Below are 14,121 nucleotides of genomic sequence, written 5' to 3'. Positions count from 1 at the left end.
ACTGCAAGGAACGAATCGATGTCCCACCTGACTGACGACTACCGCGCCGAATCGCGCGCCCGCAAGGCCCTGCCGGACGTGCCCGGCCAGATGATGGAAGACGTGCTGCGCCAGGCCGCACTGCCGCGCCGCACCCTGCTGCGCGGTGGCTTCGGCGCGGCGCTGGCCGCCGCTTTCGGCAGCCCGCTGCTGGCCGCCTGCGGCGGCGGCGGCGGCGGCGGCAGCAGCGATGCCGTCGCGGCCCCCGTCACCACCCCGGGCCAGACCCTGGATGCGGTGAACTACGCCGTGAGCTTCAAGGGCATCCCGGCGACCGTGGGCGACCAGGTCTATGTCCCCGAGGGCTACACGGCCGAAGTGCTGTTCGCGGCCGGCGACGCCGTGGTCGCGGGCGCCGCGCCGTTCACCGGCACGTTCCTCGACGCCGCCGGCTACGAGCAGGTCGCGGGCGGCAACCACGACGGCATGCACTTCTTCCCGCTCCCCGGCGTGGACCCCAACCAGGGCGGCCTGCTGGCGATCAACCACGAGGCGCCCGACCTGCGCGTGCTGTTCGCCAGCGGCACCTACGACGCCGCCACCGCCACCGCGGAACAGAAGGCGATCGCCCTGTCCTCGGTCGGCGTGTCCGTGGTCGAGGTGGCGCAGGCCGGCGGCCAGTGGGCCGTGAAGCAGGGCTCGCCGTACAACAAGCGCTACTCTGGCAACTCCACGTACGCCGTGGGCGGCCCGGCCGCCGCCGCGGTGGGCGCCACCGTCGTCGGCACCCTGAACAACTGCGCCAGCGGCAAGACGCCCTGGGGCACCTACCTGACCTGCGAGGAGACCACCGACAACTACCTGGACCCGACGCAGCCCGAAGCGGGCTACGGCTGGGTGGTGGAGATCGACCCGCAAGGCACGTTCGCCGCGACCAAGCGCACCGCCCTGGGCCGCTTCGACCACGAGAACACCGACTACATGCTGGACGCCGACAACGGCATGGCGGTCTACATGGGCGACGACGGCACGCCGGGCTGCGTCTACAAGTTCGTCCCCTCGGCCAGGTACAACCCCGCCGACCGCGCGGCCAACCGCAACCTGCTCGACAGCGGCACGCTGTACGCGGCCAGGTTCAATGCCGACGGCACCGGCCAGTGGATCGAGCTGACCCAGGGCCGGAGCGGCCTGGTGGCCGGCGCGCAGGATCCGGGCAACTTCACGCAGTCGGCCATCCCACCGGCGCCGGTGACGATCGACTTCAACACGCAGGCCGACGTCCTGGTGAACACCAAGGCTGCCGCGCGCGTGGCCGGCGCGACGCTGATGGACCGCCCGGAGTGGGTCTCGGTGGGCCCCGACCGCCGGATCTACTGCACCTTCACCAACAACGGCACGCGCGTCGTCACCGATGCCGCCAACCCGCGCGCCAGCAACCCGCACGGCCACATCCTGCGCTGGACCGAGGACGGCGACACCGTCAAGGCGACCCGCTTCAAGTGGGAGATGTTCCTGCTGGCCGGCGACCCGCGCCTGACGGCCGCCAACCTCAAGGGCGACATCCACGGCGACACCTTCTCCAGCCCGGACGGCATCGGCGTCGACCCGCAGGGCCGCCTGTGGGTGCAGACCGACGCGTCGACCAGCGCCGCGACCACAAACACCTTCGGCAACAACTCGATGTACTCCGTGGACCCGGCCACCAAGGCGTCGCGGCGCTTCCTGGTCGGCCCCAACGGCTGCGAGATCACCGGCCTGACCTACACGCCGGACCTCAAGACCTTCTTCATCAACATCCAGCACCCGAGCGGCAACTGGCCGTCGAACGTGCAGGGCAACAGCCTGCCGCCGCGCTCGTCCACCATCGTCGTGCGGCGCACCGACGGCAAGCCGGTGGGCGCCTGAGGCCGGTTCAGCCCGCCGCGCAGCGCACGGTGGCCGGCGGCAGGGTGTGGATCAGGGCGGCGGCCTTGGGGTCGTTGCCCAGTCCGAACTCGGCGCGCAGCTGGGCGCTGCTCCACACGCTGTGCTGCGGGGTGAAGCCGCCGGCGTCGCGCGCCAGGCGGTGCGGGCCGCCGGGCAGGCCCTCGATCACGATGAAGTCGTTCTGCTCGAGCACGCGGAAAGTGCTGCCGTCCTGGCAGGCGTAGGCCCGGCCGTTCGCGGATGCCCGCGCCGGCGGCGGCGTGGTGACCGCGGGTTCGGGGGCTGCAGGGACCGGCGCAGGCCACGGCACCAGCACGGGCGGCGGGGAGGGCGCGGCGGGCGGGGCCGAAGGCGCCGGCACCGCAGCGCAACCGGCGAGCAGCATCGCCGACGCCAACGCGAGCAGTTGCTTCCGAGCGCTCATCGCGGCCACAGCACCCACATGCGCAACGGCTGCTTCAGCCGCCCGGCCAGTTCGCCGGCCTCGGCGCCCCAGCCGATGAAATAGTCCGCGCGCACCGCGCCCACGATGGCGCTTCCGGTGTCCTGCGCGAGCACCAGCCGCTGCAGCTGCAGCGTCGGCCCGCTCGAGGCCAGCCAGACGGGCGTGCCGTACGGGATGCTTTCCTTGTCGACCGCGATCGAGCGGCCCGGCGTGAGCGCGACGCCCTGCGCGCCGCGCGGACCGAAGGCGGCGTCCAGGTCGCCCAGCGGCTCTTCGCGGAAGAACACGGTGCGCGGGTTGCTCCAGAGCATCTCCTGCAGCCGGGCCGGGTTGTCGCGCGCCCAGGCCTTGATGCCGGGCCAGGACGCATCGCGGATCGCGCCCTGCTGCAGCAGCCAGCCGCCCACGCTGCGGTACGGGTGGTCGTTGCTGCCGGCGTAGGCCAGCCGCACCAGGCGCTGTGAGCCGTCGCGCTCGGCGACGCGCACCCTCCCCGAGCCCTGGATCTGCAGCACCAGCGCATCGAGCGGGTCGGCCAGCCATGCGATCTCGCGTCCGCGCAGCTGCGCCCGGGCCTCGGGCAGGGTGTCGATCTCCTGGCGGCTGAACCAGGGCTTGCGGCTGCCCAGCCCGGCCGGCGGCCGGTACAGCGGCACCGTGTGGCGCGCGGTCGGCTCGCGCGAGGCGTCCAGCAGCGGCTCGTAGTAGGCGGTGAGCAGGCCTTCGACCGGCCCTTGCAACGGCTCGACCCGATAAGGCTGCAGGCGCCGGCGCATCCACTCGCGCTGCTCGGCGGGACCGGCGATCGAGAGCTGGCGCACCTGCGGGCAGAGCGCCGCGAAAGCGGGTCCGGGGCGCTCGCAGCTGCGCAGCCACGCGTTCCAGGCCTCGTGCAGCGCGTCGTCGTCGAAGCCCGGCAGCTCGCTCCAGGCCACCGGCTGCCAGCGGCTCTTGCCCTGCACCAGCGGCGTTCCGGGGGAGGGCGCGTCGGGCCGGGGAGCCGGTGCCGCGACGGGCGGCGCCACCTCGTCGGGGGCCGTCTCCGGCAGCGGCACGGATGCGCAGCCCGCCAGCATTCCTACAATCGCGGCGACTCCCGAGAACCTGGTCCACAACAAACTTGCCATGCTGCTGATTCTGCTGGAAGCCCTGCTCGCCCTGGCCGTGCTGGTGCTCATCGTGTGGTGGACCATGTTCTCCGGCCGCCCGCGCGGCGAGCCGCCTTCCGGCGACGACGACGCCCCGCCCAAGGGCTAGGACCGGCGCCTATGTCGCGGCCGCGACGTCGCGCAGCACGTTGGCCAGCTCGACCGCCGACTTCACTTCCATCTTGTCGAACACGCGGGCGCGGTGGACTTCCACCGTGCGCACGCTGATGGCCAGCTGGTCGGCGATCAGCTTGTTCGGCAGGCCCCGCGCCACCAGCTGCATCACGTCGCGCTCGCGCTCGGTCAGGTCGGCCACGCGCGCCGCCAGCCGGTCGCGCTCGCGCTGCTGCGCCAGCACGCGGGCCGACTGCTGCAGCGCCTGTTCGATCCGGTCCACCAGCGCGTTGTCGGAGAACGGCTTCTCGCAGAAGTCGAACGCGCCGCGCTTGACCATGTCCACCGCGGTGGGGACGTCGGCGTGGCCGGTCAGGAAGATCACCGGCAGCCCCTGCACCAGCCCGCGCGCGGCGATGCGCTCGAACAGCGCCAGGCCGCTCAGGCCCGGCATGCGCACGTCCAGCAGCAGGCAGCAGGGCTGGGCCGGCGCGAAGCCGGCGGCCAGCTTCTCCTCGAATTCCTCGGCGGTGGCGAAGCGCTCGCTGGCCAGGTGGCGCGAGCGCAACAGCCAGGCCAGCGCCTCGCGCACGCCCTCGTCGTCGTCGACGATGAAGACGGTGGCGTCCTTGGCGGGTTGCATTCAGGCGGTGGTGGTGGCGCCCTGCGGCGCGGGCTGCGACGGCGCGGCCGGGGCGGCACCGTCGGTCGGCAGGGTGAAGCGGAAGATCGTACCGCGCGGACGGTTGGGCTCGAACGCCAGGAAGCCGCCGTGCTGCTCCACCACCGTGCGGCACAGCGAGAGGCCCAGCCCCATGCCTTCGGCCTTGGTGGTGAAGAACGGCGTGAAGAGCTGCTCGCGCACCTCGGGCGGGATGCCCGGGCCCTGGTCCGCCACCGAGAACTCCAGCCAGCCCTTGCCCGGGCCGACCTCGCTTCCGGCGCGCCGCACCTGGATCACCAGCGAGGGGCTGGCCACGCGGGCCTCGTCCATCGCCTGCATGGCATTGCGGGCCAGGTTGAGCAGCACCTGTTCGACCATGGTGCGGTCGCACACCACCGCTGGCAGCGAGGGCGACACGCGCGTCTCCACCCGCACCCGCAGCTTGCGCGCCTGCAGGCTGACCAGCGGGAGCACCGCCTCGATCAGCGACTCGGGCCGCACCGGCTCGCGCGCCTTGACGCGCCGCCGCACGAAGTCGTGCACGCTCTTGATCACGCGGCCGGCGCGCTCGGCCTGCTGGGCGATGCGCTGCAGCGCCAGCTGCAGGTCGGCCGGTTCGGTGCCGGGCAGCCCCGCGCGGGCGTCCAGCAGGTTGAGCGAACCGGTCGCGTAGCTGGAGATGGCGGCCAGCGGCTGGTTGAGCTCGTGGCTGAGCAGCGAGGCCATCTCGCCCACGGTGGCCAGGCGCGCCGAGGCCTGCAGGCGCTCCTGGCTGGCGCGCGAGAGCTCCTCGACCCGGCGCTGCTCGCTGATGTCCAGGAAGGCGCTCATCCAGCCGGTCTGCATGCCCTGGGCGTTGATCAGCGGCGCCTCGATGATCAGCACCGGGAAGCGCGAGCCGTCCTTGCGCATGAAGACCGACTCGAAGCCTTCGCGCGGCGGCGCGTGGCCGCCGGCCAGCCGGATCTCCTGCCGCTTCTGGTACTCGCCGGCCAGCTCGGGCGGCCAGTAGGGCGCCGGCGTGCTGTTGCCCAGCAGCTCCTCGGGGGTGAAGCCCACCATCTCGCAGAACGCCGGGTTCACGTAGGTGATGCGCCCGGCCAGGTCGCGCGCGCGCAGCCCGGTCACCAGCGAATCCTCCATCGCCTTGCGGAAGGCCAGGGCCTCGGCCAGGTCCTTCTCGACTTCCTGGCGTCGCCGCATGTCCTTGCCCAGCAGGAACAGCACCGACAGCAGGGCGATCGACATCGCCGTGACCAGCGCCGTGAGCACGTTGGGAAAGAGGTCGGGCGCGCTGCGCCAGCTGTCCATGCGCAGCACCAGCGTGTTGCCCGGCAGGTCCAGCAGCTGCTGCGCGCTGAACACGCGGCCGCCGCGCCGGGTGCCGCCGTGCAGCGCCAGCCGGGTGCCGTCGGCCTCGGTGAACGAGATCTCCTGGCCGCGCGCCAGCTCCGGCGCCACCAGGGCCAGCACCTCGCCCAGCGCGTAGGTGGCCACCAGGTAGCCGTTGTGCGTGCCGCCGCTGACCTGCGGCAGGCACAGCTCCATCACCTCCATGCCCAGGCCGTCGGGTTGCGGCAGGAAGTAGCTGGTGGCGTAGGCCGGCGTGCTCAGGCGGCGGGCGGCGGCGCAGGCCAGCGTGACGTCCGGGTGCGCATTGGAGCGTCCCATCCGCGCGAACACCGGGGGGCGGTAGGGCGTGTCGGCGACCGCCAGCAGGCCCATCTGGCCGTCGCGCCACTCCAGGCGCAGCATCTCGCGCCTTTCATGCAGCAGGCGCTGCGCGTCGTGGGACCAGGTCGGCAGCGACGCCGGCGTGGCGTGCATGGACTGCAGCGCCTGCAGCGACTGCAGGTTGCGGGTGAGCGCGGTGCGGATGTCGGCGATGGCCTCGGCCGTGTCCCGCTCCAGGCGCGACTGCAGCTGGCTGGCCTCGTAGCGGCCCGCCAGCCAGACCAGGGTGACCAGCAGCGTGGCCACCAGCGCGATCAGCGAGCCCCAGAGCGGCCAGCGCTGGCCGGGCGCCCGCGCAACAGTGGGGGTGCGCGGTTTGCCTGCCGCCGCGCGCGGGCTCATAGCACCCGGTGCTCCAGCGCGGGCAGCTGGCGGCGCACGTCGGCCAAGCGGGTGGCATCGAGGTCGGCCACCACCAGGCCTTCGCCGTCCTCGTCGCGCACGGCCAGCAGCTGGCCCCAGGGATCGCAGGCCAGGCTGTGGCCCCAGGTGCGCCGGCCGTTCTCGTGCGTGCCGCCCTGCGCGGGCGCCAGCACGTAGGCCAGGTTCTCGATGGCGCGGGCGCGCAGCAGCGCCTCCCAGTGCGCCTGGCCGGTCGTCCAGGTGAAGGCGCTGGGCACCAGCAGCAGGTCGGCGCCCAGCCGCCGGTACAGCTCGGGGAAGCGCAGGTCGTAGCAGATCGACATCCCGACGCGCCACTCGCGGCCGTCGCGCGCGCGCAGCGTGAAGACGGCCGGCTCGCGTCCCGGCTCGATGGTGCGGGCCTCGTCGAAGCGGTCGCGCCCGTTGTCGAAGCGGAACAGGTGGATCTTGTCGTAGCGCGCCACGCACTCGCCCGAAGGCGAGAACGCCAGGCTGGTGTTGAGCACGCGGGCCTCGTCGCGCGCCACCAGGGGCAGCGTGCCGCCCACCAGCCACAGGCCGTGCTCGCGCGCGGTCGCGGCGAGGAAGGCCTGGATCGGCCCCTGTCCCGGCGCCTCGCGCACCGCCAGCTTGTCCGTGTCCTTCTGGCCCATCAGGCAGAAGTACTCCGGCAGCACCGCCAGCTCGCAGCCCTGCGCGGCGGCCTGCGCCACCAGGCGCCCTGCGGCGGCGAGGTTGTCCTCCACCCGCGGGGTGGACACCATCTGCAGGGCGGCGACCTTCATCGTGCGACCTCCCGTTCGCTGACGGCGGCGCGGGCACCCGCGGGTTCCGCGGGCGCGGCGGGGGCTTGGCGCTGCAGCTTGGTCACGCGCGGGTCGGCCCAGGTGCCGTCGATCTGGAACTGCTGGGTGGCGGCACGCGCCAGCGGCTCGCGCAGGAACACCTGGGCCAGGAAGGTGCCCAGCCCGATCGCCGGGTTGATGGCCGCGGCCACCAGCGACGCGGTGCCGGCGTTGATCTCCGGCACCACCACCACCCGCAGGTCCTGCGTCTCGCGCGCGATGTCGGCCTTGCCTTCCATCAGCACGGCGGCGTTGACGCCCTTCATCTGCAGGTTGTTGGTGGCGGCCACGCCGCTTTGGATGGTGATGTCGCCGCGCACGAAGTCGAACGAGAAGCCCTGGCTGAACACGTCGCGGAAGTCCAGCGTCAGCCGGCGCGGCAGCGCCTGCAGGCTCAGCACGCCCAGCAGCTTGGCCAGGCCCGGGTCGGCCTTGAGGAACTGGCCGCCCTGCACGTCGACGTGGAAGTAGCCCTGCATCGACGGGTAGTCCAGGCCCAGCGGCGAGCCCAGCCACGCGACCTGGCCTTCCATGCGGCCCTGGCCGCGCCGCACCACGTCCTTCATGCCGAAGCGGTTGAGCAGCTGGCCGGCGTCCTCGATGTCCAGGCGGAAGTTCATGACAGTGCGGCGGCGCTCGGGCGGCGTGCGCGGCGGACGCGGGCCGCCCGGCGGGGCCGCCTGCGCGTCGACCGCGGCCCAGTTGCCGGTGGCGCTCAAGGTGCCTTCCGGCGTGACGAGCGCCAGCTTGTTGAGCCGCCATTCGCGGATGCCGCCTTCGCGCGCGACCGTGGCACCGCCCCGGTTGATGGCGTCGATCTCCAGCCGGCCGAGCTTGCGGCCTCGCAGCTCGAAGTCGTCCACCACCACGTCCAGCGCCGGCATGCTGCCGGGCTGCTCGTCCAGCAGCGTCTCGACCGAATTGGCGGCGGCGGCGGCGATGGACAGCCGCGCCAGGCGCGCATGGACGCGGCCGGCGCCGGCGCCCGCCGGTTGCCGGTACTCGACGTAGCCGTTGAGCTCGTCGGCGTCCACGTTGCCGCGCCAGAGCAGGCCGTCGCGCGAGCCGCCCACCACCAGGTTGTGCAGCGTGCGGCCTTCGACCGTCAGCTCCTTGGCGCGCAGCGCGATCGTGGTCGGGAGGTAACCCAGCGACGCGGACGGGCCCGCCGGGCGCGGGGCCGCAGCCGTGGCAGCCGAAGAAGCTGCAGGAGCGGGCGGCGCTGCGGCGCCCGGTGTTTCCAGCACCCGCTCCCAGGCGTCCACGCTGGTGGCGCCCAGACGCAAGTTGGCGGTGACGCCCTGTTCCGGCAACGGAGCCGACTCGCCCTGGCCCAGCCCGATGGCGATGGCCCCACGCAGCACCCTGGGCTCGGCGCCGGAGACATCGCGCACGTAGGTGACGGACGCGACCCGGCCCATGTCCACCAGCAGCAGGTCGTGCAGCGGGCCGCTGGGGTCGGCGGCCAGCAGCACGTTCTCGTAGCGCAGCGGCAGCGCCACGTCGGCCGCCTTGGACAGCGGCGCGGGCAGGTTCAGCGCCAGGCCCTGCAGGCTGCTGGACACCTGCACCTCGGGCGTGCCGCGGCGGAAGCTCAGCACGGCGGCGTAGGTCGATGCGCCCGTGGCATGGCGGGCGAGCTGGGACACGAAGCCGAGCTCGCGCGCCTGCCGCAGCCCTTCGGCCGTGGCCGTGCCCTGCGCCCGCAGCACGACCGAAGGCTCGTTGCCGGAACCGGGCCGGCTGCCGCCCTCGATGCGGATGTCGCCGCCCAGCGCGCGCGCCTGGGTGCCCACCAGCTGGAAACCGCGCTCGCTGAACTGCACGACGCCGCGCGCTTTCTGCAGGGCCGGGCTGTCGGGCGTGATCTGCACGTCATTGCCGGCCATCGTGACCGTGCCCTGCACCCGGCTGCGCTCGATCTGCGAGATCGGCAGCGCGAGGCTGAGCTTCACCTCGGCGTTGCCGTTGGCGGTGGCACGGGCCAGCACGTCGTTGGTGAACGCCACGATGGGCGAGCGCTGGACCACGCCCAGCGCCTCGGCCAGCGGCCCCTTCAGCTCACCCGTGACGTCGACCGCGGTGTTGGCGAGGTCCGGAACATTCGCGGAAGCCCTGACCCGCAGGTTGGGCGCGCCGGCGAAACGGCCGGTCACGTCCTCCACCCGCAGGGCGGTGCGGTCGAAGACCAGCTTGCCCGCCAGCTGGGTGAGCGCCGGCCAGTGCTGGGCCGCGCCGCGGGTCGCCGGCCGGGGCACGAAGGCGTAGGTGACGTTCCGGACCTGGGCCGTGACGTGGAACTCGCCCTGGCGCTGCGGGAACGGGAAGTCCTTGAGGTCGCCGCGCACGCGAAAGCGCGATTCGCCCACATCGCCCTGCTGCACCGACTCGCGCACGTAGTCGCGCGCCTCCTGCGGCACGCCCAGCGGCAGGTAGCGCCAGACCCGCGCGCCGTTGGCGCGGGACAGGCTGGCCTGCAGGTCCAGCACGCCGGGGAAGCGGTGGGCGGGGTCGTCGCCGGTGCGCCAGGTCGCCTGGCCTTCGCCCTGCGCGTCGGCATTGGCGAACTTCAGGTTGTTCAGGTTCAGCAAGATGCGCTGGCCGGCCAGCTGCCACTGCACGTCGCCCGAGAGTCGGTCGAAGGCCAGCACCGGGTCCTGGAACACGCCGGGCAGTTCGAGCGCGCCGGCATTGATCGCCAGCCGCGCCTTGCCCCCGCCTTCGTTCAGCTCGAAATCGAACGACGCATTGCGCACGCCCGGAACGGCCGCGAACGTGCGGCCTTCTTCCACGTACGCCGGCGTCGCCGCGACGTGCAGCCCGGCCACGCGGCCGCGGGCCTGGTACTTCTGGGGCGCCTGCAGCGGTCCCTGCCACCTGGCCTGGACGTTCTGCACCACGCCTTGCGGCGCATGCCGCGCCAGCGCCGCATGGGTGGCGCGGCCGAGCGGGATGCGGCCGGCCAGCTGGCCCAGCGTGCCCAGGTCCAACCGGTCGGCGCGCAGCTCGCCCGCGCCCTCGCGGCGGCCATCCGGTTCGGTCCAGGAGAAGAACACGTTGCCGGCCGGCCAGCGCTGGCCTTCGGCGGTGGTGAACTGCAGCCCGCGCGCGTCGAGCTCCAGGCCGCCGGGCAGGCGCCTGCCGCCGACGCGGCCGGAGAGGGTGGCCAGGGCCAGCGGCTGCAGGCCGGTGCGCAGGGTGGTCGACACGTCGGCCGCGGACAGGTCGACCACGCCGCCGGTGAACTGGCCGTGGGTGACGTCCAGCCAGGTGCGCACGGCGCCATGGCCCCCGTGCACCTCGATCCCCAGCTGGGCATGCTTGCGCAGCTCGCCCAGGTCGACGCGCTGGAAGTCCGCATGCACCTGGCCGTCCCAGTCCTGCCAGCGGCCGGCGCGGGTGGACAGCAGCGGCTGGCGGAAGACGCCCTGCACGCTGAAGCGGTCGCCCCATTCGGGCGGCGGCGTCGCATCCAGGCGCAGCATGTGCCGGCGGGCCGTGTTGCGCACGACCAGGTCGACCTTCTCCAGTTGCAGCGGGGGCGCGGCGCGCATCTCGTCGGTCCAGCGGACGGTGCCGCCGCGGATCACGAATTCGCCCTGGCGGAAGAACCAGTCGGCGGCGCGGCCGTCGTCCTCGGCGCCGCGCGACAGGTCCAGCCCCGCGACCAGCAGCCGGCCCTGGGCCGAGCGGCGCACGTCCAGCACCGGGCCGTCGATGTAAAGCTGGTCGAACCCCAGGTGCAGCAGCGAGCGCGGCGAGAGCGACGCCACCACCCGCGGCAGCCGCAGGGCCTCGCGGCCCTGCGGATCCAGCAGCACCACCCCTTCGAGCTGCAGCGAGGGCACCAGGCCTTCGCTGCGCGCACTGACCGCGCCGATGCGAACCGGCACCCCCAGCAGGCGCGTGGCCTGGGTTTCCAGCGTAGGACGCATCTCACCGATTCGCGGCACAATCCAGCCGTGCACCGCCCCCCAGGCGAGCGCCAGCAGCAGCCAGGCGGCGGCCAGCAGCCACAGAAGACCCTTCGCGGCGGCGGCGTAAAGCTTGAGTGGGCCCGAGGGAAGCGGGGGCGAATCGTTCATGAAAACTACGAGGTGGCAGGAATTATGAGCCCCGGTGCGGGCCGCGCCGCGCTGGCGCAAGGCCCTTCGGACGGCACGGCCGCGGTCTCTGATGAGACGCCCGCCGGCCCCGCCGGTTCCATGCATTCACGGTTCGTGCAGCGGATCAGGCGCCGCTACGAGGCCGAACTGCCGCTGCTGCCGCCGGGCCTGCCCACCCGCGAATCCCTGCAAACCACCTTCGACGCGCTGGCCGCCCGCGGCCACGAACTCGGCGCGGCCCTGCGCGTGCTGCGCCAGCTGGTGCTCGAGCGCCTGGTGCGCCTCGATTGCGAAGAGCAGGCGCCGCTGGCCGGCGTGACCGGCGCGATGACGCTGCTGGCCGAGTTCGCGCTCGATGCGGCCTGCCGCCACGCCCTCTCCGAACTCGCGCAGGTGCACGGCACGCCGCTCGGGCCCGAGGGCCAGCCGGCGCAGCTGTGGGTGATCGGCATGGGCAAGCTCGGCGCGCGCGAGCTGAACGTCTCCAGCGACATCGACCTCATCTACGTCTACGACCATCCCGGCGAGACGCCCGGCGTCGACGGCCGCGGCCGCATCAGCCACCAGGAGTTCTTCGCCAAGGCGGTCAAGAGCATCTTCGGCCTGGTGGGCGACACCACCGAGCATGGCTTCGTGTTCCGGGTCGACCTGGCCCTGCGGCCGAACGGCAACTCCGGCCCGCCGGTGGTCTCGCTCGACGCGCTGGAGGAGTACTTCCTGGTCCAGGGCCGCGAGTGGGAGCGCTTCGCCTGGCTCAAGGGGCGCGTGGTCGCACCGCGCAGCGCCATCGAGCAGGGCACGGCGCAGGCGCTGCGCTCCGTGGTGCTGCCCTTCGTGTTCCGGCGCTACCTGGACTACGGCGTGTTCGACTCGCTGCGCGTGCTGCACCGGCAGATCCGCGAGCACGCGGCCCGCCGCAGCGCCGGCCGCCCCGAGCGCGCCAACGACGTCAAGCTGTCGCGCGGCGGCATCCGCGAGATCGAGTTCATCGTGCAGCTGCTGCAGGTGGTCCGCGGCGGCCAGTTCCCCGAGCTGCGCACCCGTCCCACCCTGCAGGCGCTGCAGCGCGTGGCCGCCGCGGGGCTGATGCCGCAGGCCACGGCCGATGCGCTGGCCCAGGCCTACGAGTTCCTGCGGCGCGTCGAACACCGCATCCAGTACCTGGACGACCAGCAGACCCACGTGCTGCCCATGGGCTGCAATGCCGAGGAGGACGACGGCGACCTGGCCTGGGTGGCCCGCACCATGGGCTACGCCGACTGCTGCCCCTTCCTGCACGAGCTGGACGGGCACCGCGAGTTCGTCGCGCAGGAGTTCGACAAGCTGCTGGGCGCGCAGGAGGAATGCAAGAGCTGCGGCGGGCCCAAGGCCCAGCGCGCGGCGCCGCCCGACCTGGAGACGCTGCTGGAGCGGATGCCCCCCGAGCTGCGCGAGCGCATCGGCCGCTGGTGCGGCCACCCGCGGGTGCTGGCGCTGCGCGAGGACGCCCGGCACCGCCTGTCGCGCCTGATCGGCCGCACCGCGCAGTGGCTGCTGGAAGGCCGCGTCGGCGAAGAGGCCGCGGTTCGCATGGCCGACTGGCTGGAGCCGCTGCTGCGCCGCGAGAGCTACCTGGCGCTGCTGCTGGAACGGCCCAACGTGCACGAGCGTTTGCTGCGCCTGCTGGGCGCAGCCAAGTGGCCGGCGCGCTACCTGCTGCGCCACCCCGGCGTCATCGACGAACTGGCGAGCGAGGCGCTGTTTTCCGAGCGCTTCGTGGCGGCGGAGTTCGAGCAGGACCTGGAAGACCGCCGGCGCGCGCTGCACCGCACCGGCGAGGACGACGACGAGGCCCTGCTGAACCTGCTGCGCCGCGCCCACCATGCCGAGGTGTTCCGCACCCTGGCGCGCGACATCGAAGGGCGGCTGACGGTCGAGCAGGTGGCCGACGACCTGAGCGCGCTGGCCGACGCGGTGCTGCGCACCACGGCGCGCTGGTGCTGGGACCGGCTGCGCAACCGCCACCGCGAGACGCCGCGCTTCGCCATCATCGGCTACGGCAAGCTGGGCGGGAAGGAGCTGGGCTACGGCAGCGACCTGGACATCGTCTTCGTGTTCGAGGACGAGGACGAGGGCGCCCCCGAGGTCTACGGCGCCTTCGTGCGCAAGCTGATCAACTGGCTGACCACCAAGACCGCCGAGGGCGACCTGTACGAGATCGACACGGCGCTGCGGCCCAACGGCAGCTCGGGCCTGCTGGTCACCACCTTCGCCGCCTACGCGAAGTACCAGCAGGGCCGAGGCAGCAACACCGCCTGGACCTGGGAACACCAGGCCATGACGCGCGCCCGATTCGTGCTGGGCGAGCCGGCGCTGGCCGAGCGTTTCGACGCCGTGCGCGAGGCGGTGATCACCGCGCCGCGCGACCGCGAGGCCCTGCGCCAGGAGATCGTGGCGATGCGCCAGCGCGTGCGCTCGGCGCATCCGGTCAAGCCCGGCAGCTTCGACGTCAAGCACAGCGAAGGCGGCATGGTCGATGCCGAATTCGCCACCCAGTACCTGGTGCTGGCGCATTCGGGCGAGCACCGGGAACTGATTCCCAACCTGGGCAACATCGCGCTGCTGCAGCGCGCCGAGGCGGCCGGCCTGCTGCCGCCTTCCGTCGGGCGGGATGCCGCTTCCGCCTACCGGGAGCTGCGCCGCGTGCAGCACGGCGCGCGGCTGAACGAGGAACCGACCCAGGTCGCGCCCGAGGCCGCGGCGCGCGAGCGCCAGGCCATCCAGGCGCTCTGGTCCGCCGTCTTCGGCTGACAAGGCC

General features: G+C 73.1%; 8 protein-coding genes. 2 read left to right on the top strand and 6 right to left on the bottom strand.

The features are described 5' to 3' along the window. Positions 1 to 18 precede the first annotated feature (18 nt). Positions 19 to 1,884, top strand: a complete 1,866-nt coding sequence (locus ASG30_RS07590) for a PhoX family protein (RefSeq protein ID WP_055894545.1) — start codon at positions 19 to 21, stop codon at positions 1,882 to 1,884. Positions 1,885 to 1,891: 7 nt separating this feature from the next. Here the strand turns inward: ASG30_RS07590 and ASG30_RS07585 are convergent, their stop codons facing one another. The 6 genes from ASG30_RS07585 to ASG30_RS07560 all read right to left on the bottom strand — a co-directional run bounded on the left by ASG30_RS07585 (position 1,892) and on the right by ASG30_RS07560 (position 11,303). After that, on the bottom strand, positions 1,892 to 2,329 hold the full coding sequence (locus ASG30_RS07585) for a hypothetical protein (RefSeq protein WP_156385456.1): 438 nt from the start codon (positions 2,327 to 2,329) through the stop codon (positions 1,892 to 1,894). Next, a complete protein-coding gene (mltA, locus tag ASG30_RS07580) occupies positions 2,326 to 3,543 on the bottom strand; it encodes an MltA domain-containing protein (RefSeq protein WP_082521950.1) in 1,218 nt (405 codons plus the stop codon). The genes ASG30_RS07585 and mltA overlap by 4 nt, the downstream gene beginning before the upstream one ends. A gap of 73 nt (positions 3,544 to 3,616) precedes the next feature. Then, positions 3,617 to 4,255 carry a response regulator transcription factor gene (locus tag ASG30_RS07575; protein ID WP_055894540.1) on the bottom strand — a complete coding sequence of 213 codons (639 nt, stop codon included), beginning with the start codon at positions 4,253 to 4,255 and terminating at the stop codon, positions 3,617 to 3,619. Beyond that, positions 4,256 to 6,352 carry a two-component system sensor histidine kinase NtrB gene (locus ASG30_RS07570; RefSeq protein ID WP_055894538.1) on the bottom strand — a complete coding sequence of 699 codons (2,097 nt, stop codon included), beginning with the start codon at positions 6,350 to 6,352 and terminating at the stop codon, positions 4,256 to 4,258. Continuing rightward, a complete protein-coding gene (locus ASG30_RS07565) occupies positions 6,349 to 7,158 on the bottom strand; it encodes a carbon-nitrogen hydrolase family protein (protein ID WP_055894537.1) in 810 nt (269 codons plus the stop codon). The genes ASG30_RS07570 and ASG30_RS07565 overlap by 4 nt, the downstream gene beginning before the upstream one ends. Next, on the bottom strand, positions 7,155 to 11,303 hold the full coding sequence (locus ASG30_RS07560; protein WP_055894535.1) for a YhdP family protein: 4,149 nt from the start codon (positions 11,301 to 11,303) through the stop codon (positions 7,155 to 7,157). The genes ASG30_RS07565 and ASG30_RS07560 overlap by 4 nt, the downstream gene beginning before the upstream one ends. A 120-nt stretch (positions 11,304 to 11,423) precedes the next feature. Between ASG30_RS07560 and glnE the strand changes: the two genes are divergently transcribed. After that, entirely contained in the window at positions 11,424 to 14,114 is a 2,691-nt protein-coding gene (glnE, locus tag ASG30_RS07555) for a bifunctional [glutamate--ammonia ligase]-adenylyl-L-tyrosine phosphorylase/[glutamate--ammonia-ligase] adenylyltransferase (RefSeq protein ID WP_235579748.1), read from the top strand. Positions 14,115 to 14,121 lie beyond the last annotated feature (7 nt).

Source organism: Ramlibacter sp. Leaf400, assembly GCF_001424545.1.
Classification (GTDB): Bacteria; Pseudomonadota; Gammaproteobacteria; order Burkholderiales; family Burkholderiaceae_C; genus Ramlibacter.
The sequence above is the reverse complement of the archived record's forward strand: the minus strand, read 5'-3'. Positions and strand labels throughout refer to the sequence as shown.